The 26,123-nt window shown below is 42.4% G+C and carries 28 protein-coding genes, 1 tRNA gene and 1 riboswitch; of the genes, 11 read left to right on the forward strand and 18 right to left on the reverse strand.

The window, feature by feature from the left end; genetic code table 11:
* Positions 1 to 59: 59 nt before the first annotated feature.
* Both C1A02_RS04460 and C1A02_RS04465 read right to left on the reverse strand, forming a co-directional pair.
* A complete protein-coding gene (locus C1A02_RS04460; RefSeq protein WP_101697018.1) occupies positions 60 to 971 on the reverse strand; it encodes a site-specific integrase in 912 nt (303 codons plus the stop codon).
* A gap of 237 nt (positions 972 to 1,208) precedes the next feature.
* Complete coding sequence (locus tag C1A02_RS04465) at positions 1,209 to 1,490, reverse strand: hypothetical protein (RefSeq protein WP_101697019.1); 282 nt, start codon at positions 1,488 to 1,490, stop codon at positions 1,209 to 1,211.
* Positions 1,491 to 1,715: 225 nt separating this feature from the next.
* Between C1A02_RS04465 and C1A02_RS04470 the strand changes: the two genes are divergently transcribed.
* Together C1A02_RS04470 and C1A02_RS04475 are read left to right on the forward strand one after the other, a co-directional pair.
* Complete coding sequence (locus tag C1A02_RS04470) at positions 1,716 to 3,200, forward strand: hypothetical protein (protein ID WP_101697020.1); 1,485 nt, start codon at positions 1,716 to 1,718, stop codon at positions 3,198 to 3,200.
* An 80-nt stretch (positions 3,201 to 3,280) separates the two neighbouring features.
* On the forward strand, positions 3,281 to 3,775 hold the full coding sequence (locus C1A02_RS04475) for a hypothetical protein (protein ID WP_101697021.1): 495 nt from the start codon (positions 3,281 to 3,283) through the stop codon (positions 3,773 to 3,775).
* Between the two features lie 178 nt (positions 3,776 to 3,953).
* Here C1A02_RS04475 and C1A02_RS04480 read toward each other — a convergent pair whose 3' ends face one another.
* The 5 genes from C1A02_RS04480 to C1A02_RS04495 form a co-directional block, all read right to left on the reverse strand.
* On the reverse strand, positions 3,954 to 5,129 hold the full coding sequence (locus C1A02_RS04480) for a tyrosine-type recombinase/integrase (RefSeq protein WP_243577920.1): 1,176 nt from the start codon (positions 5,127 to 5,129) through the stop codon (positions 3,954 to 3,956).
* 150 nt (positions 5,130 to 5,279) lie between these two features.
* Positions 5,280 to 5,714, reverse strand: coding sequence for a DUF2085 domain-containing protein (locus C1A02_RS04485; protein ID WP_243577940.1), 435 nt, complete (start codon positions 5,712 to 5,714; stop codon positions 5,280 to 5,282).
* 222 nt (positions 5,715 to 5,936) lie between these two features.
* Positions 5,937 to 6,206, reverse strand: coding sequence for an ImmA/IrrE family metallo-endopeptidase (locus tag C1A02_RS04490; protein WP_101697023.1), 270 nt, complete (start codon positions 6,204 to 6,206; stop codon positions 5,937 to 5,939).
* A 29-nt stretch (positions 6,207 to 6,235) separates the two neighbouring features.
* On the reverse strand, positions 6,236 to 6,358 hold the full coding sequence (locus tag C1A02_RS13825; RefSeq protein ID WP_279385498.1) for a hypothetical protein: 123 nt from the start codon (positions 6,356 to 6,358) through the stop codon (positions 6,236 to 6,238).
* A gap of 18 nt (positions 6,359 to 6,376) precedes the next feature.
* Positions 6,377 to 6,973 (reverse strand): helix-turn-helix domain-containing protein, encoded by a 597-nt coding sequence (locus tag C1A02_RS04495; RefSeq protein ID WP_101697024.1) that lies wholly within the window; start codon positions 6,971 to 6,973, stop codon positions 6,377 to 6,379.
* A 183-nt stretch (positions 6,974 to 7,156) separates the two neighbouring features.
* Here C1A02_RS04495 and C1A02_RS04500 point away from each other — a divergent pair, with 183 nt between their 5' ends.
* The 5 genes from C1A02_RS04500 (at position 7,157) to C1A02_RS04520 (ending at position 12,009) form a co-directional block, all read left to right on the forward strand.
* Positions 7,157 to 7,405, forward strand: coding sequence for an XRE family transcriptional regulator (locus C1A02_RS04500; RefSeq protein WP_101697025.1), 249 nt, complete (start codon positions 7,157 to 7,159; stop codon positions 7,403 to 7,405).
* Positions 7,377 to 8,057 carry a BRO-N domain-containing protein gene (locus C1A02_RS04505; protein WP_101697026.1) on the forward strand — a complete coding sequence of 227 codons (681 nt, stop codon included), beginning with the start codon at positions 7,377 to 7,379 and terminating at the stop codon, positions 8,055 to 8,057. The genes C1A02_RS04500 and C1A02_RS04505 overlap by 29 nt, the downstream gene beginning before the upstream one ends.
* 242 nt (positions 8,058 to 8,299) lie before the next feature.
* Entirely contained in the window at positions 8,300 to 9,748 is a 1,449-nt protein-coding gene (locus C1A02_RS04510) for a leucine-rich repeat domain-containing protein (protein ID WP_164997147.1), read from the forward strand.
* Between the two features lie 285 nt (positions 9,749 to 10,033).
* Entirely contained in the window at positions 10,034 to 10,672 is a 639-nt protein-coding gene (locus C1A02_RS04515; RefSeq protein ID WP_101697028.1) for a hypothetical protein, read from the forward strand.
* A gap of 215 nt (positions 10,673 to 10,887) precedes the next feature.
* Complete coding sequence (locus C1A02_RS04520; RefSeq protein ID WP_101697029.1) at positions 10,888 to 12,009, forward strand: DUF2974 domain-containing protein; 1,122 nt, start codon at positions 10,888 to 10,890, stop codon at positions 12,007 to 12,009.
* Between the two features lie 182 nt (positions 12,010 to 12,191).
* Here C1A02_RS04520 and C1A02_RS04525 read toward each other — a convergent pair whose 3' ends face one another.
* The 5 genes from C1A02_RS04525 to thiD are packed head-to-tail and all read right to left on the reverse strand — an operon-like array spanning position 12,192 to position 16,415.
* Positions 12,192 to 12,839, reverse strand: a complete 648-nt coding sequence (locus tag C1A02_RS04525; protein WP_101697030.1) for an HAD family hydrolase — start codon at positions 12,837 to 12,839, stop codon at positions 12,192 to 12,194.
* The gene (thiE, locus tag C1A02_RS04530) at positions 12,805 to 13,464 is read right to left on the reverse strand and encodes a thiamine phosphate synthase (RefSeq protein ID WP_101697031.1); all 660 of its coding nucleotides are present in this window, start codon (positions 13,462 to 13,464) and stop codon (positions 12,805 to 12,807) included. The genes C1A02_RS04525 and thiE overlap by 35 nt, the downstream gene beginning before the upstream one ends.
* Positions 13,454 to 14,275: a hydroxyethylthiazole kinase gene (thiM, locus tag C1A02_RS04535; RefSeq protein ID WP_101697032.1), complete on the reverse strand. Its 822-nt coding sequence runs from the start codon at positions 14,273 to 14,275 to the stop codon at positions 13,454 to 13,456. The genes thiE and thiM overlap by 11 nt, the downstream gene beginning before the upstream one ends.
* A 32-nt stretch (positions 14,276 to 14,307) precedes the next feature.
* Positions 14,308 to 15,615, reverse strand: a complete 1,308-nt coding sequence (thiC, locus tag C1A02_RS04540; protein WP_101697033.1) for a phosphomethylpyrimidine synthase ThiC — start codon at positions 15,613 to 15,615, stop codon at positions 14,308 to 14,310.
* On the reverse strand, positions 15,612 to 16,415 hold the full coding sequence (gene thiD, locus C1A02_RS04545; protein ID WP_101697034.1) for a bifunctional hydroxymethylpyrimidine kinase/phosphomethylpyrimidine kinase: 804 nt from the start codon (positions 16,413 to 16,415) through the stop codon (positions 15,612 to 15,614). Before thiD ends, thiC begins: the two co-directional genes overlap by 4 nt.
* Before the next feature lie 114 nt (positions 16,416 to 16,529).
* Positions 16,530 to 16,636: riboswitch (TPP riboswitch) on the reverse strand.
* A 205-nt stretch (positions 16,637 to 16,841) separates the two neighbouring features.
* Between thiD and C1A02_RS04550 the strand changes: the two genes are divergently transcribed.
* Complete coding sequence (locus C1A02_RS04550; protein ID WP_101697035.1) at positions 16,842 to 17,321, forward strand: TspO/MBR family protein; 480 nt, start codon at positions 16,842 to 16,844, stop codon at positions 17,319 to 17,321.
* A 69-nt stretch (positions 17,322 to 17,390) separates the two neighbouring features.
* Positions 17,391 to 17,525, forward strand: a complete 135-nt coding sequence (locus C1A02_RS13830) for a hypothetical protein (protein WP_279385499.1) — start codon at positions 17,391 to 17,393, stop codon at positions 17,523 to 17,525.
* A gap of 214 nt (positions 17,526 to 17,739) precedes the next feature.
* Here C1A02_RS13830 and C1A02_RS04560 read toward each other — a convergent pair whose 3' ends face one another.
* The 3 genes from C1A02_RS04560 to C1A02_RS04570 form a co-directional block, all read right to left on the reverse strand.
* Positions 17,740 to 18,951 carry a GNAT family N-acetyltransferase gene (locus C1A02_RS04560; RefSeq protein ID WP_101697037.1) on the reverse strand — a complete coding sequence of 404 codons (1,212 nt, stop codon included), beginning with the start codon at positions 18,949 to 18,951 and terminating at the stop codon, positions 17,740 to 17,742.
* A gap of 57 nt (positions 18,952 to 19,008) precedes the next feature.
* On the reverse strand, positions 19,009 to 19,839 hold the full coding sequence (locus tag C1A02_RS04565) for an aldo/keto reductase (RefSeq protein WP_101697038.1): 831 nt from the start codon (positions 19,837 to 19,839) through the stop codon (positions 19,009 to 19,011).
* A 102-nt stretch (positions 19,840 to 19,941) separates the two neighbouring features.
* Complete coding sequence (locus tag C1A02_RS04570; RefSeq protein ID WP_101697039.1) at positions 19,942 to 20,760, reverse strand: MerR family transcriptional regulator; 819 nt, start codon at positions 20,758 to 20,760, stop codon at positions 19,942 to 19,944.
* 127 nt (positions 20,761 to 20,887) lie between these two features.
* Between C1A02_RS04570 and C1A02_RS04575 the strand changes: the two genes are divergently transcribed.
* Positions 20,888 to 21,607 (forward strand): YitT family protein, encoded by a 720-nt coding sequence (locus C1A02_RS04575; protein WP_101697040.1) that lies wholly within the window; start codon positions 20,888 to 20,890, stop codon positions 21,605 to 21,607.
* Positions 21,608 to 21,943: 336 nt separating this feature from the next.
* Here C1A02_RS04575 and C1A02_RS04580 read toward each other — a convergent pair whose 3' ends face one another.
* Both C1A02_RS04580 and C1A02_RS04585 read right to left on the reverse strand, forming a co-directional pair.
* Positions 21,944 to 22,306 (reverse strand): VOC family protein, encoded by a 363-nt coding sequence (locus C1A02_RS04580; RefSeq protein ID WP_101697041.1) that lies wholly within the window; start codon positions 22,304 to 22,306, stop codon positions 21,944 to 21,946.
* A gap of 402 nt (positions 22,307 to 22,708) precedes the next feature.
* On the reverse strand, positions 22,709 to 23,284 hold the full coding sequence (locus C1A02_RS04585; protein ID WP_101697042.1) for a TetR/AcrR family transcriptional regulator C-terminal domain-containing protein: 576 nt from the start codon (positions 23,282 to 23,284) through the stop codon (positions 22,709 to 22,711).
* A 1,051-nt stretch (positions 23,285 to 24,335) separates the two neighbouring features.
* Between C1A02_RS04585 and C1A02_RS04595 the strand changes: the two genes are divergently transcribed.
* Complete coding sequence (locus tag C1A02_RS04595; protein ID WP_101697044.1) at positions 24,336 to 25,655, forward strand: esterase/lipase family protein; 1,320 nt, start codon at positions 24,336 to 24,338, stop codon at positions 25,653 to 25,655.
* Positions 25,656 to 25,891: 236 nt separating this feature from the next.
* On the opposite strand, the gene C1A02_RS04600 is transcribed toward C1A02_RS04595, so the two are convergent.
* Positions 25,892 to 25,967, reverse strand: a tRNA-Pro gene (locus C1A02_RS04600).
* Between the last annotated feature and the right edge of the window lie 156 nt (positions 25,968 to 26,123).

Below are 26,123 nucleotides of genomic sequence, written 5' to 3' on the forward strand. Positions count from 1 at the left end.
TACTATATTACATTCTACAAGTGAGCAATGAAATATATCACTTAAAATTGCTCGATAAACTAAAACAAATAATGATACAATATTACATCAATTCGATTATGCCCCATATTTTGACTGACCTCGGCTAAAATATCCCGTTCATAGCCTCGAACAACCTCATGATTATAGCGGCTAATTGCTCGCTCAAAGTTGGCCTGATTAATAAAGCAATTACGTAGGCCACTATAGTAATCTTGTTCTTGAGCTTTTGCTTGTTGTAAGTCTTTATATAACTGTTGAGCATACTCTCGGCGACAATAGTGAGGATTGGCGTTACTGTCAACCTGTTGAAACATTTGAACGGTAGCCCCATCCTTTTGCTGCCGCTCTTGAACAAGCTCCGTTATAACTGTTCTATCTTGCTTCAACACCAAACAATTTCTTTCCCTACCGCCTTTTTCCGTAACATGGAATCCGATCACCTGGCCATTTCTGTCCCAGATAGCCTGATTGGGTGTGATAACGGCTACAGATTGTCGACGAATACCCGTTGATCGTACAAACTGCAATTGTTCACGGTTGCGTAATGCGTCAGAGGTATCCCGTTGCGCCAATCCGCGATTGTTTACAATTGCTTGATAGCTTCTGCTCTGTAATCCGAAATCCTTTACATTATATCGGGTATCTAACAACTTATTAATCGCCGACAAATCTTTGCTATGTGTATAAGACGAAAGCTTAGAACGGCTTTCCATGTACCCTGCAATATGATCTCGCTGTATCTCTGCAATATTGCGCACCCCTTGACTTTTCAGATAGCCAGCAAAATTGTTGGCTATACTGCGGTATGTGTCTGCTGTGCGAATGGAATGGATTCCTTCCGATCGGTTTGAATTTGTCAGATCATTCTTAACCTTGTGTTCCCCAATTTTCAAGAGTTCATCTATCCGTTTATTTAGCTGTATTTTTATATTCTTAGAATTTCTTCCCATGTCCCCCTCCCCAAATGTGTTAAGACTAAAACCACTTTTTTAGCATAAGCAAGGCGAAGGGCATAACCTTTTTTAACTGGAAACATGAAGAAGCGGCGGCATTCGCCGTTTCTTCATATTCCTTTTAATACAATTCAACAAATTCTACAATGTCATGCTTAGTGTCACTCTCCTACTAAAATTAACCTTATTTTTGATATAATAGATTCTACTGCAGATAACACAAAACTATAACTGCTATTCTTCTACTTCGCCAAACACTTCAACATATTCATCTACACCCATAAGACTTTCACTCAACCGAGCCGCTCGATCAAAAGTGAGCGGCTCAAGATATTGAAGATTATTATCAAAATCATCAAAACGTATATATTGAGCAAAAAACTCTCCATTATCTTTCCGATAAATAAAATAGCAATAATCTATATCATTTCCAACATAAATATCAGCGACAGGAAATTTGCAGATCAAAGTTGCTGTCTCCGTATTGTAAAGTTTCCCATTAATAATTTGTTTCATATTTTAAAGCCTCCCAAATTTTTGATTGTGACAAGTTATCAACCGTTGCTCTTTGAATGACTTGTCTATTCATTTTTCAATGTGCGTCATCAGCTGCTGACAAATAAAGTGTAGCATTCAGATCGCATTATTTAAATATGTACATTTTTAATAATTAGATTTAAACAGAATTTATTTCTTTACATTTGTGATGAAGCAAGGTATTATACTGATGAGGTGATTTTCTTGCACGATTTATTTCAGATAGACATTTCAGAGTATAATTTGCTGCAGCTTGCGGACTGGATACAGAAATGCCGCGAAGCTATAAAACCCAATTCAAATAAAGAAAATGATAAGATTGTAAAATTCTATGAAGAGTGGAGAAAACATTACACTGAACATGAAGGGTTTTACAACAGTCAACTATATAAACACGCAATTTTGGCAAATGGAATTACCCCTGACACCTATCTATTAGAAGATGGATCAGGGGAGCAACATGATATATCCGATTTGCTTTATAAGCTTACCATTCATTTAGAGGAGGATGATCTCAATTTAGAATTCATTACTGATTATGCTAAGCACCGCTTTTCAAAAATTGAAAAGTACATTGAAGCTGTTAATTCTGCTTTTCAGGCTAAAGATTATCGGGAGGCTTTAAAAGAACTTGTGCTTAACCGTAAAAGACATAAAATCAATACAATTAAAATACTGAAAAATGAAAAAGAGCTATTTACAAAAGACCCATACCGTTTGCTTAAAAATATCAAGGAATATGAAATTACTACGGTAGAAATGGAATTTTCAGATTCCAAGAAAGAATATACGAGCAAGAACAATCGAAAAATGCGTGATAATGGATTTGAGGTTTACTACTTAAAAGATGTCCAAGATGATTTAGATCAATATAATATTAGAAAAGATCAATACTTTGCCTACTTTAAAAATGCTTTAGTAAAGGAATATGATAAAAAACTATTCGGTAATCTATGCTTTTATCTTTCTCTTGATATTGATAGTGCCGAAACACTCTATAATTTAAATGGCTATACCATTACAAGAAGTAGAGAAAAGAGTGATGAAATCTTAACCGAGTGCTTCCGTTTGGGATTTCCATTGTTATATGCTAATATTTTTCTTTCGAGAGCTCAAAATGTAACTACCACACTAGATGTGAGGGTATTTCCGAATAGAAAACCCAAAATTACCATCTCAAGATTTAATTTTGAATGTAATGTTTCTGATTACACAAAAGAATATGAGCAGCAGATTATATACTCCATTAATAGAATATCGTCTTTTCTTAAGGCTAAACATAAAAGCTTGCAGGGACATGAGGATAGAATTAAAAAATGTGATAAAGATGCAATAGCATTTGAAAAAGAGCAGGAAAAACTTTATCTTGAAATTCAAGAATGCGATAAGAATATTGATGATTACCAAAGAAACTTACAAGGTAATAAAATTAAGTTGAAAAACGAACAGACTAAACGGGATATTAAAAAACGCCGTATAAATACTTTACAGAAACAAATCGAATCAAAAATTGAAAGCTATGAGTGGCACCATAAGGCGATAGGGATCATTAAATCCTCAAAATATCCATCTGTAGAATTCTTAAAAACAGAATTGCCCTATTATGATGGATTAACCTTAAAGCAGATAAAAAAACTTTGCCGTAAATTATCAGAATTACACTATAAAATGAAAAAGAAATGGAGGTAGCCTTAGGTTCATCATTTTCTAAAAACATGGTATAATGCGAATCATCATTAAAAATTAAATTATTAAGGAAGTTTTATGCAGTGATTAACAACATAGCTTTTAAAAGCAAAAAAATTCTTAAAGAAAACCAAAAAATATATGATTCAATTACAAGCATTAAAAATACGCGCAAGAGTATTGATGAATATTATTCGCAGGAAATATCATCAGATTCTTTAATTAAAATGTTGAATCAACTTGAGTTTTATAAAACCCAAGATTATTCTTTTATATCCACAATGGTCACTGGCATCTTTACAGGAGCATTATCTTCTATGATTTTTTCCTTGAGCGATTTTGAAAGAAGCAATCTAATTATTGTGAACATTATTTTGTTTTTGATTGTAATAATTTTTTGTTGTGTTATTGCTGGTATCACTGCGTGGTTGGTATATGTCAATTTAAAAAAATTATATGTGAATAGCAACTATCTTCTTTACGTTATTCCATATGAGTGCAATACTATAAGACAAAAGCTTGAAAAGACTTACCAAATAGAGTTGTCCCACAAACAACTCCCAATAAACCTAAAATGAGGGTAGCCTAAGCTCCCCCATTTTCCTTAAAAGTGTAAACATATTCTTTTTTCCATTTGGTGGTCAGAACAGGTTTCCCCTCATCTCCACCAAATAGAACCCCTAAGAATTGGCTTATATGCTGGACTCTTAGGGGTTCTTTCTTTTTAAAATTCCTTATTTGGTCGTTGCTTGGTCGTTATTTATCGGATTTTTTTAGACCAATGGCATTTGCCACGGTCTGCATCGCTTTGGCTTGTGCGGTTTTTAAGGCGTGAGAATAGATATTAAGAGTTGTTGATGTTTGAGCGTGACCAAGCAATGCGGAAACTGTTTTCACGTCAACCCCATTGGATATCAACAGCGTAGCGTTTAGATGTCGAAAACTATGCAGGCTAACCCGCCGCATACCAGTTTTCGCGCAGAATCTTACCAGCCAGTTGTACATCGACGAGGAACCTAAGGTGCCGCCCTCCGTGTCCGTAAATATTCGGTCACTCTCTTTCCACCTATCCCCTACCAATTCGCGGTTCTTCTTCTGTTCTTCTTGCCTCTCTTTAAGTGCGGTCACTATTTCATCTGGCATATAAATACTGCGAATGGACATCTTCGTCTTAGGCGTATCAGTGTAATGCCCTTTTATTACCGTATACTCTGCTATTCTATGGATGGGCAAAACACCCGATTCAAAATCAACATCTTTCCATTCTAAGCCTAATATTTCCCCTTTGCGGAGTCCTCCGAATATAGCGCAGATAAAAAAGGCTTTCCGTAGCGCGGGTTCATTTTGCAGAAGTTCCAAAAAATGTTGTGCTTCTTCTAAGGTATAGCATTTATCATCTTCCAGCCTACCGACACCGTTCGGTGCTATTTTAATCCCTTTCACTGGATTCTCCTTTATCATGTTTAGTTCAACGGCATAGGAACACACAGAGGAAACAAACGATAAATAATCACGGACAGATTTAGAGGACAGACGCCCTTTTGTAATTTGGTTGACGCCCTCTACTTCCAGCGAATTGATGAAAAGCTGGATATTCCGTTTTGTTATCTTATCAATGCGCAGATGCCCTATTTCTTTTTTTACCAGTTTAGAAATTCTATGGTATTTCTCACGCGTATTTTCTTTTAATTTCCCGTCCACACGTTCAGCCAGCCACTGTTCTATGAACTTCTCCAGCTTAATATTCGCATTCACAGCTTGAGACTCTTCAAATAAAACGGCTTGGCGATTCAATTCCTTTTGGATTTGCCTGTCTGTCATTCCTGGCTCAGGCATCCAAGTCATGGAACGCATAACCTGTTTGCTACTAGTCGTGTACCCGTCAGACACGCGGATACGGTAACCCTCTCCCCTTTTTGTTATTGTCGCCATAATTATACCTCCTAAAAATGGGCATAAAAATGCCCGGAATATTGATTATTCCGGGCTGATTTGGTACAATATTATTGCGTTTATCGTACTGTCAGCCCTTGGTTGATGGTGGCCGCTCTATCCTGGTGCAAACAGGGTAGGGCGGTTTTTTTATAAAAGCAAGGAATAAATTGTGAATTTTATAATCCAGAACAGAAAGGCGATTATCGCATACCCACCCAAAAGTCCAGTTATAAAACGCAATAGATTCGTTGATGTCCTCCATCCACGCAGTTGCGTAAATCCATCAATCGCCATCGGGATAAGTAAGAGAATTATTTTCCAAGATAAAGGTGCAAAAAAAGAAAAAAACAAACTGACTATTTCACCTGTAATTATTCCAGTGCATCTGGCGCATAATGGAAACTGATAATTTCTAAAGGAAAAACTGCGTTCCGGCATTTGATGGCAACCCCAATGCCTCGCAAACCATTCCATACTTTTAATCCATCGGCGCATCCCATCTTCACGCTTTAAATTTATATCCACAGCTTTTACATATCCAGTACTGCACATTTTTGGTTTTTCCTGCTCCGCAAAATCCACAGATTCCAAACAAGCACACCTTTACTCCGCTGACCCCCTTGCTTTTTACTTCATTGTAGACCTGAAGGTCTTCGGTTCCACATTTTGGGCACTTCATGTTGCTACTCTCCTTAATATCTCCATTGACAAATTATGACAATAAAGTATAATGATTTTAGGAGATTCCCGCTCGGAATTTCTTGACCCTTTCCCGTTCACTACCGCAAATAGTGGACGGGATTTTTATGCCATTTTTCTCTGCCGCGCTGAAAAATAATAATTTAAAGCCTTTTGAATAAATGGCTCGGGCATATCAAAATATTCGGCAAGCTGCCAGCGCTCTGTATATCCTTGCTTTATTGCTCTGGACATTTCATCAAACGGTATGTATTGCTCAATTGCCCAGCGGTTAGCCTTATATTCGTGCTTTTCGATTAAATCGAGTAAGCTGCTCACCTTATGCGTGCACCCGGTGGCACAGTGGCCAAGTTCATGAGCGAGTACACATTTCATCTCTGGAATAGATTTTATTTGAAAAGCATTTAAAAAACGGCATATTTATTATTCAGTTCGAGAGTAACGCCTTTTTCTTCGCCGACATCATAAGCGTATAGAGATATGCGCTGCGCATTCATATCCTCATACAGCCTGTTCAATTCTACCATGAGAATTCTCCAATAAAGTTATTTGTTCCCTTCCTTTTCTTTTTCCTGCTGCATTTTAAAAAACTTCGCCATTTCAAGAAGTTTTCGTTTGTTTTCCTCGGTAAGCTCTTTAGCTTCACCGTAAAAAGCATAGGTAAAATCATCAAAAGTCATTTCTTGCTCGTCTTCCTGCGGAAGGGCGGGCTTTTCTTTTTGTAACCATTCTTCCTTTAAAGTGATAATAAAATTTCCTTCCGTATCTATATGCAGATCCTTCACTACGTTAGAAATAAAAGATATAAAGGCTTGCAGGCTGATTGAAGCTGTGTCAGGCAAATCAAAACCCCAAATGTATTTCAGCTTTTCCTCGCTAATTCCTGATTGCATAAGAAACTTTTTTCTATCCTTATTCATTTGTTCCCAAAGAGTAAACTGCGAATGACCCATTAAAAAATCAATAGGAACATTAAAGTGGTTTGCAAGTTTCCCAATGTTATCCATGGATATTGATTTACTTCTTCCGGCTTTATAGTCACTTAATACCGAGCGACTTACTTCTGCCTCTTTACACATTTGAGTAATATTAATTTTATTGTCCTTGCATAGCGCCTCTAATTTTTCATATAAAGGTAACACAAATAGCCCTCCAATTTGTAAATAACTACAAATTACTGAATTACGTTATTATTGTGTTGTATTTTACGATATTGCAATATACTTAAGCCACATAACGGAATTAAGTAATTGTTTGATGTGGTAACTATAATATATTACTTATTTCCGTAATTGTCAACTGCTTTTCAGAAGAAAGGAGCCTTTATGTGTAAAAGAAAATTCACTTCGTTTGGTATTGAAGTAAAAACAAAGCTTTTAATGATTGGCAGAACCCAAGAGTGGTTAATTGCTGAAATCAAAGAAAGAACTGGTATGTATGCTGACAGTTCAAACCTTTATAAGATTATGACTGGGCAGCTAAGCAGCCCTAAAATTGAATCTGCAATCAAGGAGATTTTATATTTTGAAAAAGAGGAGGTTGGTTATGAAAAATTTACAATTAGTGAAATCTGAAAACTTTGGTTCCGTTAAAGCAGATATCTACAGCAATGGTAACGACATGTTTATGACTATCGACCAATTAGCGAGGTGCTTGGAGTATACCGGAAGCAATGCAATTGAGCAAATTCTTTCTAGAAATCAGTATCTTAAAAACTCCGAATTTTCAGTTACTGACAAACTGTCAGGTACTGACGGCAAGCAATATAACACTCGTATTTTCACCGAAGATGGTATCTATGAAGTTACCATGCTTTCCAGCCAGCCAAAGGCCAAAGAATTCCGCGCATGGATTCGCAAAGTTTTAAAGGGCCTGCGCAAAGGCGATATGAAACTTATTCCCACCCGCCGCTCTCTCGGTGAAACGAACGCCGCCGCTAGAATCATCAACCAGACTTTGAAAGAGGCCGGTATGCCGCCGCAATATAGAGCAGTTGCTATCAAAAGCCTGTATGCGCCCGTCGGTGTGGAAATTCCTCTGGATGGCGTTACCACAGGCAAGAAACTATTTGACTGCACCGCAATTGCGGACAAGCTCGGACTACTGTCTAAAGCTGGTAAGCCCCACAATCAGGCAGTTGCTGCGATTATCGCTCAGCTTCAGGTCGGCGATGATGAACGAGAATTGGTTCCGTTACCAATAACTTTTCCGGGGTTGCTCCCGTGATTGGGACCGTCAGCACGGGCGCGACAGATACGGCAAGCACCGGTGCGGAGCAGGCGGCGGAGGTTAAAGCTGACCCCGGAGGGAAACCCGAATAGATATGACAAATCCCGTCTTGTGTAAAATGCAGGGCGGGATTTTTGCATTGCGGTTTCACCCCTTACCAATGGTAAATTTTATCCATTGTAAATACTGGGATTCTCAGGTAGGCTATAAATGAATATTACATATTGAGGATGAAAATTATGAAAACATTTCAAAAATCAATCACATTCATTTTAACTTTGATTGTATTGATCGGTACAACTGCTTTTTCTTTCCCTGTACTGGTAAACGCGGCTTCTGCCAGTGATTTTGTCATTAAAAGTGGTGTGCTGACGGAATACAAAGGAACCGATGAAACAGTGACAATTCCAGAGGGAGTCACCTCAATTGGGGAATCGGCATTTTATAATAAACCGATTAAGCAGGTTGTGTTTCCCAAAAGTCTAAAGAGCATAGGCGGCAACGCCTTTATTGGAAGCAATCTTACCAGTGCAGATATACCAGAAGGGGTCACCTCTATCGGGGATAGCGCTTTTGCTAGCTGTATGGATTTGAAAGAAGTCAAGCTTCCGAAATCTCTTTCTTCTATTGGGAATCAAGCGTTTTACAACACCCCTTGGTTTGTTACTTATCCAAAAGATATGCTGATTATCAACGACATTCTGGTTCAATATTATCCGGAGGATGTTGCCGACGTAACAATCCCGCAGGGAGTAAAAACGATTAATTATAAGGCGTTTGCAAATAATTCCAGATTACATACCGTAGTCATTCCCAACAGTGTTACCACAATTAAATCAGAAGCGTTTTCTGGTTCCGCTTTAACCAGTATTGTCATTCCCCCCAGTGTAACAACCATGGAGGACAGAGTGTTTTATTGTTGCGATCAGTTAACAAACATTACCTTATCTCCGAATGCAAAGCATCTGGGGGAACGGGTGCTGGCGGCTTGTTACAGCCTGAAGAATGTTTCGATTCCCAAAGGTGTTGAATCGATTGGAAACTATGCATTTGCTCAGGATGGATTGCTAAAAACTCTGTCTATTCCCAATACGGTCACCAGCATTGGAGAGTCTATTTTAATAAACTGCTATACGATAAAGGAGCTGACGGTTCCGGCCAGTGTCAAAAAGATTGGCCGAGCAATTGCGGATGTGGATTACAGTAACGTAGACGCTACCAATCCGGATATCCGTTTTATCTTTCGAGGTTATAGAGGTACCGCGATTGAAAAATATGTGGAAAATTACCCGCAATATCGCTTTATTTCGCTCGGAGAAGCCCCAGTCGATGCTGATAATCTGACTTATAACGGCCGTGAATATAAGGGTGCAGTCACTTTGGATACCAGAACGTATACTATGGCCCCTGGGAACATTTACGACATTGGTGTAAAGCTGGCGGGAAACGCCTCGGCCAAAACACGCCGTATGACCTCTTCGCGGGACGGCATCGCATCCGTTCGTCAGCTGCCAAACGGCAATTACCGTGTTACTGCTCTGCGCCCGGGGACTACCTACATTACTTTCACAATTTATAATCCCAAGGATGGGAAAACAGAAATTACTCATTCATCTATCAAATTTGTAGTGACCGCTGGGGTAAAACAAAACGGTGTTGCCTGCCGCCAGACCACCTACTTTAATTAAAAAGACACAATCCCCCGTAGCTGGAGTAAACCCGGTTACGGGGATTTTTTTGTTATAGCAAACCCGCCCTTATATCCCGGCCAGGAGTGAGGGCCTATGCTGGTAAAACCTCATTTCTGCTGGCTGTAAACGACAGAGTAATACACGAGTCATCTCCACCACACCAGACCACCACTTGGTGAAAATCAAGCGGTGGTCTTTTTTGTGCTCTCTAATGTTTAAAAATATATGCATTGTAGTGATGACATGCTATAATAAAAAAATATGTTTATACAGAGGTACCATATGATACAACATAGATGCCCTTGGTGCGGAGAAAAGATTCCATTTCACTTACCAATTAAACAGTTGCTTTGGAAACTTGCAGACCCTGATAGCTGTCCAAAATGTAAAAAGCCTTACACATCCAACACCGGTTGCCGCAGTGCCATTATTTTGGCAGTTGGGCTAGTTGGAGGTATCTTTTTTAAAACTTTTATCAAGGTTTTAAAAAACAATATAATCCTATACTGGTTTTTAGTAACAGTGGGACTTATGATTCTCGCTCTTGTGTTTGTTGAACTTTGCCGAATACCATATGCTCGGGATATCAAAAAAAAAGACCGGCTATGTGTCAACTCCAAACGCTCCGCAAACGTGAATCTATCCTGGGAAAAGCATGAGAAGGAAGGGCTGCTTTTACCTCGATTTCGGGTATTAAGCGGAGAAATTTTCCTTGCCTGCTTTATGGCTGCGGATGGAACTTCTATCAGCACAACATTTTGTGTCGTACTGAATGACATTGTTTGGTCAGATAATTCTCATTGCACCTGTAAAGTCCAATTTGTTTTAGACGATGCTCCTGCGGAATCTTTTTTACGGGAACGAAATCAATTTTCTCTTTATTATAACTATCGAAAAATAGCGACAGGAACCATATGGTGACAGCGCGAGTTCAGGTTATAAATCAACCAAAATTTCAATCTGACATATCAGCTACCAAAATTCAAATATTTGACTAGCCTAAATCCCTTCCATTAGAGTGCACACTCTTTGCTGCACCTGAACATCCTATAGCAAAAGCATAAAATCAGCTTTTACAAGATAAGCTAATCGAAATGCCCTTACGCAACCAATCAGGAAGGAAATGATTTGATTTTATGAAAAACATCATTCACTATGTAGAAGAAATGTTCAGCCTGTTTTCTGAACACCCCTTTTCTTCTGTAGACAGTTTGGTGCTGTCCCAATTGGTTTATATCCGCCTTCCTTCCTGTGTCCCTGTTTTGGGGGAAGAAAAACCTTTGCTGCGGCTGGGGGATTTGCTGCGAGCAGAATGTTTTGAATCCATGTTTCGAAATGTGAGGGATCCGGAAAATAACCGGCGCCTTTTGTTTGCTCTGGCAGCCAGTCCCCGATTTCGTAATATTTTAGTGGGCAACTATTCAGAACAGCTGGATATTCAACAGGAAAAACAATTTGCAGCGGTCACTTTTTACCTAGACACCCAAACAGCATATATCGCCTTTCGCGGAACAGATGCCACGTTCATCGGCTGGAAAGAAGATTTTAATATGGCTTTTCAAAGCCCGGTTCCTTCTCAGGAAGAAGCACTGATATACTTAAATTCCGTCGCAAAGCAGTGGCCGGGAACTTTTTTGATAGGCGGCCATTCCAAGGGCGGAAATCTAGCGGTTTATTCTGCTATGATGAGTCCTGTAGAAATTCAAAACCGTATCCGGCAAATTTATTCCCATGATGGCCCCGGGTTTAAAGCCGAGATATTGCAAAGCAGTAACTTTGACCAAATCCAAACTCGTATTCACAAAACACTCCCCCAATCTTCCATTGTGGGAATGCTGTTAGAAAACCAAGAGCCTTATTCCATTGTAAAAAGTAACCGGTTTGGAATCATGCAGCACGATCCGTTTTCCTGGATAGTAGAGGAAAAACAGTTCAGTGTGCTGGAACGGCTTTCGGTAACAGCAAAACACATGGATCATACATTAAACGGGTGGCTTCAAACCTTGTCTGATGGGGAAAGAGAACGATTTATTGATACGCTGTATACAGTGCTAAACGCGGGGGGAATCACCGACTTTTCTCAATTAGAAACCGAATGGCAAAAAAGCCTGTCTGCTATGCTGAACGCTGCAAGAAATATAGAGCCGGATGCCCGCGAATTTGCATTTCAGACATTAAAATCATTTGTCACCTCCGGAATCCGAAATTTAATAATTCCTCCCAAAGCACTTTTAAAAAATGAACACATTGAAAAATAATCTTTGTGTTTTGGTAGACAGAACACGGCAAATTCGTTTGCGAATAAGAAGTTACCACAAGAAACCGAAAACCGACTGATTAGCCTTAGAGATATCTATCACAAAAAACCCGCAAGGAACTTCTTCTGTTCCTTGCGGGTTTTCTTTTTTAAATCATTTTCAAAAGAGATTGGTGAGTCCGGTTACAGTAATTCCCAAAAGTCCCGAATATAATGATCCGCTGTCTGCCGCATTTTTTCTTCTTCCTCCCGGCAATACAAATCATAGACTGCAACGGTGGTAAAACCGCCGTCCTTTGCGCCTTTGAGCCCTTCCCAGATGTCTTCAAACACCACACACTGCTTGGGGGAAATCTGAAGCAGCTTTGCCGCCCTCCAATAAATATCGGGAAACCCCTTGCCCCGGTTAACCTGAGAAACCGTTACGACGGCATCAAACCAATCCCGAATACCGTGCCGCTCCAATGCGGGCAAAAACAGCTCCTCATAAGAAGACGTGGCCACCGCCATCCGCACCTGATTTTTTCGCAGAAATTCCAGGTATTTCCTGGCGCCGGGCTTTAAAGCAATCCGGTTGTGGTACGCATCCCGAGCCATTTCATTCCACTCGTCCATCAGCTGTTCCGGCGCTTCGGATAAGTTGAAGCGTCGAGCCGTATACTCCGCAGCGGCATGAAAGCCCAGCGGTGCGATGGTTTTTACATAGTCTTCCGGAACCGGAATTCCTCGGCGACCCAAAAAATCCTTATCGATTTGTTCCCAGACTCCGTTGGAATCCAGCAGAGTGCCATCCAGATCAAAAATTGCTCCTTGAAACTGTTTCACATTCATTCTCCTGAAAAAGCTGTATTAATTCCCGGCTGGCAGCTGCGATGTCCGGCTGCGCCAAAACAGCAGACACCACTGCCAGACCGTTAATCCCTGTTTTTGAAAAGCAGCTTACCGTATCCCGGTTGATGCCGCCGATAACCACAATGGGCAGGCTGACAGTGCGTCGAATTTGCCGCAGCTGTTCCATGGTCACCAAATGCGCATCTGTCTTGGTGGGTGTGGCAAACATTGCACCCACCCCCAAATAATCCGCTCCATCCCGCTGAGCCAACACCGCTTCTTCCAAACAAGAGGCGGACACACCCAAAACCTTCTCCGGCCCAAGCATCCGGCGCACCACAGCGGCCGGCAAATCACTTTGCCCCACATGCACCCCGGCCGCATCCACCGCCAAAGCGATATCCACCCGGTCATTGATGATAAGCGGCACCCCATGAGCATCGGTGACCTGCTTTACCCGGCAAGCCAACTGATAAAACTCCAAAGAAGAGCAGTCCTTCTCACGCAGCTGCACCAGCGTACATCCACCGGTAATGGACTGTTCCACTGCGGATTCCAATGTATCGGCAGTCATCAGCGATCGGTCAGTACAAAGGTAAAGGGTATAGTCCACTTTATTCTTCATAGAGTCTTGCCCTTTCTTTCAACACAGAGGAATCCATTTGACTGAGAGCATCCACAATCGCGATATGAAAGCTTCCGGTTCCCATAGCACCCGCCTTTTCATAGGCCAGTTCCCCGGCAATGCCCATGCAGGCCACACCGGCCACCGCCGCCGTGAAGAAATCTTGATCCGACACACCCACAAAAGCCCCCACCAATGAAGAAATCATGCAGCCTGTTCCCGTTACCTTGGACAACAGGGGATGTCCGTTTTGAATTTTCACCACGCGGCTGCCATCCGAAATCACATCCACCGCCCCGGTCACTGCCGCAACACAGCCGAATTTTTGTGCCACGGCCTTGGCTACCTTCACACTGTCATTTTTTTCGTCTTCTTCGGCAGAGTCCACCCCTTTGGTAAAAGCTTCTAACCCGGCCGCAAAAGAAAGCTCTGACAGGTTCCCCCGCAAAACAGCACACTTTATCTGGGATAAAATTTGCCCAGTTACCTTATTTCTAAGGCGAGAAGCACCTGCGCCCACCGGATCAAACACGACGGGAATCCCCAGCTCATTGGCCTTTTTTCCAGCTGCCAGCATAGACTCTATCGTTTGTTGATTTAAAGTGCCCATATTCAGCACCAAAGCTGACGAAATAGCGGTAATGTCTGCCGCTTCTTCTATGTCATCCGCCATAATCGGGGAGCCGCCAATGGCCAGCAGTGCGTTTGCCACGTCGTTCACGGTCACATAATTGGTGATATTGTGTACCAACGGCACCCGGGCACGCACTTGATCGGACAAAGCGGCAACCACTGCGGTAATCTGATTCATAATCGTATCCTTCTTTCTGTATTGTATCGCAATTACAGGAATAATTCCACTGATTTTCCCTCTAAAATTCGGTTGGTAGTGCGTACGGCGCACATTTTTCCGCACATGGTGCAGGTTCCCGGATCCTCCGGCGGAGTGCTTTCAAAATAATCCCGGGCTTTTTCACCGTCAATGGCAATGCGGAACATTTCTTCCCAATCCAGCTTTTTGCGGGCATCGGCCATTTTGTTGTCCCAATCGGTTGCGCCCGGCACACCTTTGGCGATATCCGCCGCATGGGCCGCAATTTTGCTCGCAATGATTCCTTCCTTCACATCGCTTAAATCCGGCAGGCGCAGGTGCTCGGCCGGTGTTACATAGCACAAGAAATCTGCTCCCGCTGCCGCCGCAATGGCTCCGCCGATGGCAGACGTAATGTGATCATACCCCGGGGCGATGTCGGTAACCAACGGCCCCAGCACATAAAAAGGTGCATTGTGACACAGCCGCTTTTGCAGCACCATATTGGCGGCAATCTCGTTCATCGCCATGTGTCCCGGGCCTTCCACCAAAACCTGCACCTCCTTTTGCCAGGCGCGCTCAGTCAAATAGCCCAATTCCACCAGTTCGCCCACCTGAGAAGCATCGGTGCTGTCTGCCAAACAGCCGGGTCGCAGGGAATCCCCCAAACTGATGGTCACGTCATATTCCCGCAGGATGTCCAGCAGTTCGTCGTAATGCTCATAAAAAGGATTCTCCCGATTGTTCATTTCCATCCAGGCAAACAGCAAAGAGCCGCCCCGGGACACAATGTTCATTTTCCTCCCGGTGCGCCGAAATGCTTCCACAGCGCGGCGGTTGATTCCGGCATGGATGGTCATGAAATCCACACCTTCTTCTGCATGGGCGCGCACTACCCGAAGAAAATCTTCGGCGGTAATATCCCGCAGATCCTTTTCCAGATAGCCCACCGCATCATAGATGGGAACCGTGCCGATCATTGCCGGGGAACGATGAATCAATTCCTGCCGGAAGGGATTGGTTTTGCCGTAATTACTTAAATCCATAATGGACTCTGCCCCGAACCGGATGGCCAAATCCACTTTCTTCATTTCTGCTTCATAATCTTTGCAGTCGCCGGAAATACCCAGATTCACATTAATTTTGGTTCGCAGGCCTTCCCCGATTCCATTGGGTTCTAAGCATGTATGACGAATATTTGCCGGAATCGCCACGGTGCCTTTTGCCACCCTCTCTTGCAGCAGTTTCGGCGCTATGCCCTCCCGCTGTGCCACTGATGCCATTTCGGGTGTTATCATTCCTTTTTTAGCCGCTTCCATTTGAGTATGATAGTTTCTCATTTCAGCCATCCTTTCCACTGATACAATTCATAAAAATGATTGGTGGGGCCACAGCCCTTTCCAATAGCCAGTCCATAGCGGATGGCTTGTGTGACGTACACCTTGGCGGCTTCCACTGCCTGGGGCAGTTCCATTCCCCGGGCCAAATAAGAAGCTAAGGCAGAGGACAAAGTACACCCCGTGCCATGCGTATTCCGGGTGGAAATCCGCGGAGCACGAAACTCGGTATAGGTTTTGCCGTCAAACAGAATGTCTGCCGCATCGCCTTCTAAATGCCCCCCTTTGACCAAAACTGCTGCCGCGCCCATTTCATGAAGAAGTTTTGCCGCAGTCTTCATATCTGCTGTGGTCTCGATTTTAATTCCGGTTAGCGCTTTGGCTTCGGGAAGGTTGGGGGTCAATAGTCCCGCCAGCGGAACGATGTTCTGTTTCATGGTTTCCAGCGCATCGGGCTGCATCAAGGCACAGCCGCCCTTGGCCACCATCACCGGATCGATCACTGTTACCGGCGGGCGATATTCCAAAAGCTTTTCTGCAACCGCTTCCATCACCGAAACCCCAGACAGCATCCCCACCTTTACCGCATGGACAGGAATATCCTCAAACACCGCATCCACCTGATCCCGAATAATCTGCGGCGGGATATCGTGAATGGAAATAACCCGGCTGGTGTTTTCTGCCACAACAGACACCACCACGCTCATACCAAAGCAGCCTAAGGCCGAAAAGGTCTTTAAATCCGCCTGAATTCCGGCTCCGCCGCTGCAATCGGAACCGGCGATAGACAAACAGTTTTTCATAAGAAACCTCCTTTATAACTTTGAACCACCCGGAAAGCAAGTGTTTTTTATCCTTTTTTAACCCTTTGGTCTACTGAATAAAAAAGAAGGAGCGCCACAGGCGCTCCTTCTGGATAACATAATTTAGCAGCTCCCTACGTTGGCATTACCCAAATCAGGTTAAAGGGTCGAAGTTGATAACTTCCTCTCAGCCTGCTACACAAGCTCCCCTGAATATTCAGTTGTTTTTGTTCTATATTGTTACTGTAGCACAAAAAGAAATTATTTGTCAACCAGTGTTTGAATTAGAACCCTTTATTTTTATAAAACCAAAATCGGTTTGAAATTAAAAATAGCAGACAATACTATAAGTGTAATGTTCGGTTCTCCATAAATAGCCTTTCTCGGCAAGCTCTAATCCCCAAACATAAGAAAGGATCACAAACCATGAATTCTAAAAAATCAATTCGCTGGCAGCCGCTCCTTCTTTTTTTTGCCCTCAGCCTGCTGGCGTGGCTGGTAGCCGCATATTTTTCCCGAACCGCCGGCACACTTTATCGAACCCTCATCCAGCCTCCGTTTGCGCCACCCGGCTGGTCATTCCCAGTGGTTTGGCCGATTTTATATATACTGCTGGCCATTTCTGCCTATCTGGTGTTTGTTTCAGACAGTAAATACCGAAAATCTGCTTTGATTCTGTATGGCGTCCAACTTTTTATGAATGCCATATGGCCGCTTTGGTTTTTCCGCTTGCAACTTTATTTTGTGGCAGTTGTGTGGATCGCAAGCTTGTGGTTTGTGATCGAGGGCATGATTTTTCTCTTCTTTCTGTGCAGAAGATCGGCGGGTTTTTTACAGATCCCCTACTTTCTTTGGGGCAGTCTTGCGGGGTATTTAACTCTTGGCGTATGGCTGTTAAACCGATGATTCTATGGAAAAAACAAAACTGGAATGGCCAAATACCGTTTGGGGAATACTGTGGCTGAGGTGACAAATATGCCAAAAGACAGCCAGCCCGATAAAAAGGAAGTCCGCGAAGAAAAATGTAACGGACAAACACCCTTAACTCGGGAAAATCAAAACCAAAATAAAAATGCAAAAAAGCAGTCTATTCCTAACAATGATGTTTAAACCAAGACTGTTTTGTCAAAACTTTGATTACCAAACTCCTTTTTAGACTTTCATAAACCAAAAGCCGCGGGATTCCGAACAATATTCGGAGCCCGCGGTTTTTGGTTTTTTCTTTGTTCAAACAGGGGTCACCTGCTACTTTTTAAAATACTTAAAATACCTTGCAAATAATTTGGTTTCTGCTATAACATAGGCTGATTCTTTCTGCTGAACTCTAAAAATAATCCGAAAAATAAGGGGTTTGCTGTTCAATGGCATCTTCCAGCATTTCCACCGTGTCGGGACTGCACGAAATCCGCCCGATTTTATGCAGGTAATGGGGGCGTTTATACCCCAACAGCATGGTGGTCATACTTTGAATATCAATTTTATCGCTGCTTTTCTGAAGCGCGCGGATTACTTCCCCCTTCCCTTGCGGAGTAATTCGCAACGTGAAAACACCTTGGTTCCAAGATAAAAGCGGATCATCCAAAGTAAAGGTCCACTCTCTGGTTTCTTTGTCCGGTTTAAAGGGGTATTGGCTAATAAACCGCTCTAAATCTACAATCCGGGCCATAAAATAGGGCGAAATTGTTTCTTTAATGTCTGCATCTTCCAGCAAAAAAGCAAGTGGCTCATCGGTAAAGATATTTCCGATTACCTTTGAAATCATAGAAAAATGTGCGCTGATAAAATTCCACAGCCCGCTTCTGGCCTCTTCGTTGACAAAAATCATATCCTTAATATGAAAAATCTCATCGGCGATCCGGTAAAGCACATAGCCATCCGGCTCCCCTTCTTCGTTATAGTACACAGCGGCCATCATATCCTCTGGATCCCACAGCCAATATTCGTTCCATGCCAAGTCACTGCGCACCATAGCGCCGTGGGTTTGCTGAATAAACCGTTCATATGCCCTTTTCACCGGCTCACTTTCCACATCAACCCGGGCCACTTCGCCAGACACCTGCTTGTTTTTAGGAAGCTGATAATCATTGATTTCATAGGTGATTTTATCAGAGATAATCTCCCATCCTTTTCTGCGGTAATAAGGAATGGAATAAGGGTACAGATACGAGATGGACTGATTCTGTTTTCTCATGTTTTCCAATGCCTGATACAAAAGTTTGTGCATCAGGCCCTGATTCGAATATTCCGGATAGGTTCCCACGCCGGTCAGGCCGCCCATATCATAGGTTTGCTTAAAAATACGCACCTGCAAAGGGTACACCGCCACCTGAGAAATCAGCTGATCCCCATCAAACCATCCCCAAACATCCGCCTGCCTCAGCACGGGGGATTTTGCCCGGATGATCTCTTGTTCTTCCCAGCCGATCTGATGCAGTTCCCGATCGGTCACCTGAAAAACATACCGCAGCAGTTGATTGTATTGCTCCAGATGCTCTAAGCCGACCGGTTTCATTTTCAGCTGTCTTTTCCTGCCCATAAAATTCTCCTCCCAAAACGTCTCTCTGTGTGCCGAAACGGCGTTCTTGTTCTAGCCTTACAGCATATCCAACTCTGTTTTTGTTGTGGGCGGCGGGAACGCTTCGTCAATTTTTCTCAGATCTTCTTCTGTCAGCTTTATTTTCAGGCTTTCCAGGTTTTCTGCAATATGTTTTTGGCTGGAAGCTTTCGGCAGCGCAACGGTATTTTCTTGATGAACCAAAAAGGCAAGCATAATCTGGTAAACCGATGCATTATGATTTTCCGCAATTTGCTTTAGCACAGGATTTTCAGTGATATTCCTGCGGTAGGCGTCACTGTGTGCCAAGGGGCAATAGGCCATTAATGTAACCTGATGCTCCCTCATCCACGGCACTAAATCATATTCCACCCCGCGGGATGCAATATGATATAACACCTGATTGACCGCACAATTGCTCCCGCCGGGAACGTTCCAAAGCTCCTTCATATCCACAGTATCAAAATTAGACACACCCCAGGAACGAATCAGTCCTTCCTGCTTTAACTCCTCAAAAGCAGACACCGTTTCTTCCAAAGGCACATCGCCCGGCCAATGAAGCAAATACAAATCCAGATAGGATGTGCCCAGTCGTTTCAGGGAATTCTCACAGGCTGTTCGCATTTTGGAACGGGACGCATTGTGGGGATACACCTTTGACACCAAAAAAACCGATTCCCGGGGGAAGGATTTCAGGACATCCCCAATTAAAAGCTCTGAGTTTCCATTCCCGTACATTTCGGCGGTATCCAGCATAGCAATCCCATTTTTCAGCGCAAAGGATAGTGCCTCATACTCTTCCTGATACGGTTTCTGATTTTCCCCCATCTTCCAGGTTCCCATTCCCAGCTGAAAGTCGCTTCGTTTCATATTCAACCCTCTCCTTTTTGATAACCGGTTATTTTTCTTTTATTTTTATGAATATCAGATCCAACCATCCACAAAAGCCCCAAAGGCCAACAACAGAAGGATCTAAGACTCTGATCCTTCAGAAATTCGAACCTGAATTTCCGTTAGAAATTCTTCCGGGCATCCGGTATCTCGATTATCAATTTCATAAATTTCAAAAGGATCACTTAATATCTTTCGCCCCAACTGTTGCACCTGATCAAAAACCTCTTGCATGCGCTGGGGGCTTTGCAGGTAACCGCCCCGGTAATAATAAGAAAGATATTGCCCCGCCGGCAGCACAAAATCATATTCCTCGATTTGCTGTTCCAAGATAAAAAAGACCGAATGAAACACATGAAAAGTTCCTTGGTGTAAATCCTGTAAAGATACAGATGCCCCAATGGATTGATTCCCAAAATCACGAATCTTTTTTTCGTGCCGGCTGTGCAGTTTCTTTACGGCAAAATCCATTTCTTCGTCCCGGGTGATGTACTCATTCAATTGCAGACAAAACCGATTTGGGAAGCTTTTAACCGAAAATACGCCTGCCGGAATCTGCGATGCGGCCGCCAAAGACGCCATTCTTTCCCGAATAATTCGGTTTCTGGCTTTGAGCTGCTTTAGCTGCTGCTGAATTAACTCCTGTTCTTCCCGCAAAAGCGCCATCGTTTGTTCGACACTTTGATGATCCAAATATTCTTTAATCTGTTTCATCGAAAAATCCAGCTGGCGCAGATCCCGAATAATGTTTAATTTATAAATATCTTTCAGGCTGTAAAGACGATAGCCGTTGGTATCTCTTCGCGGTTTTAAGACTCCGATTTTTTCATAATAACGCAAAGAATCGACTCCGATTCCATATAGTTTTGAGATTTCGTTGATTTTATAATAATCTTTCATGCCCGTCACCCCAATGGCCAATTCACTGTGAAAAATCGATTCTTGACATTGGTATTATACCATAGTTTAAAATAGAGAAATCAGTGTAAAAAGATTCTTTTTGGATAAAAAGAAAGGTTGATCTATCATGAAGCAAATCCTATCCAATTTGATAGAACGGAATAAATGGCTTTTTACCCAGGAACGGATCGTTGCGATCGTAATCGGTACCGCCATCGGATCCTTTGGGGTCTATAATATACACCAGCCAACCGCCATTACCGAAGGCGGCGTTCTGGGAATGATTTTGCTGGTGAACCACTGGACCGGCCTGTCCCCCTCCATTATAACCCCTGTTCTGGATCTTCTTTGTTACGCTTTGGCATTTCAATTTCTGGGGCGCGATTTTATTAAAATATCCATTGTGTCCACATTTAGTCTGGCAGGCTTTTTTCGGCTGTGGGAACAGTTCCCGCCGGTTCTGCCGAATCTTTCCGCTTATCCCTTCGCCGCGGCGCTGTTGGGCGGTTTGTTCATTGGCATCGGCGTGGGGCTGATTATCCGGCAGGGTGGATCCAGCGGCGGAGATGATGCGCTGGCACTTGTGATCTCGAAAGTAACTCGCTGCCGCATTGCACAGGCATACCTTGTTACAGATCTTTCTGTTCTGGCACTGTCACTGACATACATCCCTTTTCGCCGCATCGCCTATTCTCTAATCACCGTTACGGTATCCTCTTTTCTGATCGATTATGTACAGGGCTTGGGCAAAAAGCAGCCGAAAGAACCGTTTCGTACCCAAGAAGAACTCACTCAGCAGGATTTACAGGAACAGTCGGCAGAAGCCGATGTTCCTTCGTCCCTATAAATTTGTTTTTGGCCGATCAAACTAAAATTCAGTTCAAGGGGACGGTACTATTTTCAGAAGAGTACGGTCTGTATTTCAGGAACAACCATTTTTTGAACCAAGCTTTGCAAAAATCCGTTTCGATTTCACTGTCATCTTCCATCTGTAATAAACTTGCTCCTATTTCTTTTTTTATCTTATAAAAAACACCATAGGAACGGTGGCTCTGCCGCATTCCTGTGGTGTTTTTTGGATAAAAAAAGAAAACTACTGTGCTCTTAGCAGCAGATAAGTCAGAAACAAGCAGTACACCTGCACAGTCCCTGATTCTTTTCCTCTATTTCTGATGTTGATTCTTTAAAGAGTTTCTAAGAATTGTACCCGAAAACCATCGGGGTCAGTCACATAAAAGAAACGAATATGGGGGTTCGGCTGAATGATATCGCTGATAATCGGAACATTGCTGCCCTTTAGGCTGTCCAGCTTATCGGGAACAGACGGCACGGTAAATCCAAGTGCAACACCGTTGCCAACCACCGCTTCAGGCTGGTTTTGATAGCAAATCAGTTCCACTTTGGTTTCTCCTTCACCCAAAAAAGCAATATCGGTGTCAACTCCCGATAGATAGCGTCTGTCCACTGGCAACCCTACCACTTCAGTATAAAAGCGCAGCGAGGCATCCATATCTTTCACCGTCAGAGTCGTATGACAAAAACCCATCCCTTTTTCCTCCTGTTTTTTTGTTTATTGTAACTTACATAATTGCAAAATGACATCGTTACAGATACTATACCACAAGAAGGCATTGGGCTGTCAAGGATTCTTTTTTCTTCATTGGATATTTCAGAGCGTCACGAAAGAAGACTGCCTGAAAAACATGCCCCATCAAAACACTTATTCTTTTAAAATAATATAGGCCCCTAATTTCTATAACAAATCAGAAAACCAAAGCGATTCCACTAAACTTTTAATCCGATAAAAAAAGCCGTATGAACACGCAATTTACAGTGTTTATACGGCTTTTTTATTTGGCATATAAAGCAACCCACAAATTCGGGTCTATGTATTTTTGGCGGCCACAACCTGCTTTTGGCGTTCCCAAGTCTGCTCTATTCTAAATTTTTATCTGAAATAATCAACAACACCGTAAATGCCTTTGGTAGCAACGTCATCCATTTGATTCATTACATTGATAGGAATTGTCATACCTTCTGCAGCCCAGGCAATTACCATGTTACACATGGCTTGAGAAGTGTACTTGATTAAAAAATCCAGATATTCGTCGGAATGAAAACATTTATTTGAGATGACACTGATATATTTATTGGTAAAAATTTTCCAGCAATCGTAAGTTCTTTTTTGCATGTATTCTTTCAGATTGTTCTGTCCTTCAATCTTTATCGATTGACAGTAAAACTTTTGGCTTTTTAGCATCTGTTGAAGGCAATAATTTGTCATCCCACGCCAACTGCCAAATTCATTTTTCAGCAGATACGTTTCAAGCGGCTGTATGACTTCGACTTCAAAAATCCAGATGATCAGATCATAAAGATCCAGAAAGTGATAATAAAAGGTTCCTCGGTTTATTTTACAATGTTTGCATAAAGAACTCACAGTAATGCTCTTTAAAGACTGTTTTTCCGTCATTTCCTTTAGAGTTCGGGCAATTTTCAATTTTATAAGATCTGAATTCTTCATGAACCATTCCTCCTTACAATCGTTCTGTTTCATGAGAGCAGCCGGTCAATTAAAAATTTCATGATAGACTGTGCTGGAAGGTGCGCGGATAAGAAACAAACTATTCAAGAAAGCATGATTGAATAAAGATTTTAGGTGTGCCATGTAAAAGAAGCGATAGATTCTGTATCGTTTTTCGATGGGATGATAGGATAGGGAAAACATGTCCGGGACATTTAGAGAGCTCCCATCAATCGTTATGAGAAAACGCCTGCAAATTCACCCAATTTCCCGTATTGTAGATCACCATGTGAATGAAAAGATTGATTGAAGCAATGAAAAAACATCTTTTGATGGAACTATGCGCCTTAGTCGCCGCCTTACACGTAGAACGACTAAAAAACGGTTTTTCTGAATCCATTCCGAAAAGGAATGGATTCTATTTATTTGTATTTCTTTTCGATCAACAATCAACGGCATTGTTCAGCACTTGACAATCTTATTTTACCAATTATTGACAAAAAAGCAAGGAAAACTTGCCAAAATATGTCAATTAATTGCTTGAGCTTCCCTTAACTTAAGGATGTCAGTGTGTGGAAACCACAACGGATCGATCTTCCCTCTGGAAATTTCAACGATTTTATCAAACCCGCCGTTATTCCGCGGCAGTCCTTTGATTCTGGAAGGACTCGTTGCCTCGATATGATTTTCTAACCCAACGCACGATATTAACAAATTATTTTGGGAATTCGCCGGCGCGAATTTATTTTGCAATAGCCCCTTTGTTCTTCGTTCTGTTTTTATAGACAATTATAAGGCTATTATTCTAATTTTATAAGACTATTTGAACAAAACACACCCAGTTGTTGATTTACTTTTTACAGTTTTTATCTATAATTTTATATATAATTTAGTATACATTACCACAAAAGATGCAGCAAATAATTTCATTTCGGAAAATGACAGAAATGCGCAGATGCCGTTGTTTTCAGGTTCATTTTCCCAGATTAAGCAATTGATTTTTCATTGCAATGCCCTGAAAAAAATAAAATAAAGAAAAGAGGATTGTGAAATGGTGAAAAGGTTCAAATTCAACCGGTTGGTTGCATCCACTCTAGCCTTAGTGCTGACGATATCTATATTCCTGCCGTCAACGATATCGGCCACAGCACAAACCAGCGAAACACAAGAGAACGATTATCCAATTGTGCTCTGTCATGGCTGCATGGGCTGGGGCAGAGACGAAGCCTTTGGAAGGCTGGCTTTTAACACCAAATATTACTGGGGCGGAAACATTGATTTTCAGGAAAAATTAAACGATGAAGGATTTACCACTTATACCGCCGCAGTTGGTCCTCTGTCTAGCAACTGGGATAGAGCCTGCGAGCTGTATGCACAAATCATGGGCGGCACGGTTGATTACGGCGAAGCGCACGCAAAACGTCATGGCCACGATAGGTTTGGAAGAACTTATGATGGGTTTGTTCCCAATTGGGGGCAGGAAGAAGAAGACGGAAGCATTCAAAAAGTCCATCTGATTGGCCACAGTCAGGGTGGACAAACAATCCGGCTTCTGTGTACTCTTCTGGGACAAGGCTCTGAAGCAGAAATTGCAGCTTCTGGCGAAGACGTGAGCCCATTGTTCCAAGGGGAACATAACTGGGTCAGCAGTGTAACCACACTGGCCAGCCCGCACGACGGAACTACCCTTGCCGATATCAAGGGAACTAATACCGTTGTTGCTATTGCCCTTGCGGCTGTGGGTTCCGGCCTTGGAAACCTTACCTATGCGGATGAAATCTTTGACATTAAACTGGATCAGTTTGGGCTAAAAAGGCAGTCTGGTGAAAGTCTGAGAAGTTTCCTAAGTAAAGTTTTTAAAAGCAGCATGTGGACAAACAGTATTGATAACTGTGCTTACGATTTAAACACAACCGGAGCGGTAATGCAAAATAAATGGGTAAAAGCTCAGCCTGACATCTATTATTTCTCCTGGGCATGTATGGCAACAAAACAAAATCCGCTTTCATTCTCGGGTTATCATATTGCCGACCCGCTGCTTATAGCAGACAAGGGGCTCTATACCGCACAGTGGGCGGCACAGGCAGCATTTATCGGTTCCTATCACCGAACGAATTACTCCCGTGAAATTCCTATCATTGATGAGAAATGGTGGCCGAATGACGGGGTTGTCAATACCATTTCTCAAAGCGGACCGCATTACGGTTCCACTGATATTATTGAAGAATACAATGGCACGCCAAAGATAGGCCAATGGAACTTTATGGGAACAAAGAATATTGACCATGAAGATATTATCGGCAGAAACGGCGACGAGTCTTTGAATTTCTTCTTCGAAACGGCAACCATGCTCCGTCAACTTCCCAAATAAAAACATCCTCAACCTTGTGAACCTCTCTCTAAACGTTAGACCCCAAAAAAGAATCTGCTGCCTGCTTGATACAGGCGGCAGATTCTTTTGTTTTTTCTTTTTCAGGCAGAAGAAAACGACTTCTTATTCTGTGGTGATACGATGGAACAGCTGACTTTTCATCGTGCCTTTTCTTAATTCAGCCGTATTTTAGACAAAAACAAAAAGACCGTCGATAAAAATCGACGGTCTTTTTTTGGTCCGAGTGGCGAGACTTGAACTCACGGCCTCTTGACCCCCAGTCAAGCGCGCTACCAACTGCGCCACACCCGGAATTGCAACGTTGATTATTTTATCACACTTAATCAGAAAAGGCAATCCTTTTTTTAATAATTTTCAAAATTTTATCAAAACTTGGCTTATTTCGGAAAAACTTGATTTTCACTGGGATACCGACTAAGATAAGGAGATAGCGAAAAGAAAGAAGAT

It is taken from the genome of Clostridium minihomine, from assembly GCF_900240385.1.
In the GTDB taxonomy this organism is placed as follows: Bacteria; Bacillota; Clostridia; order Oscillospirales; family Acutalibacteraceae; genus Faecalispora; species Faecalispora minihomine.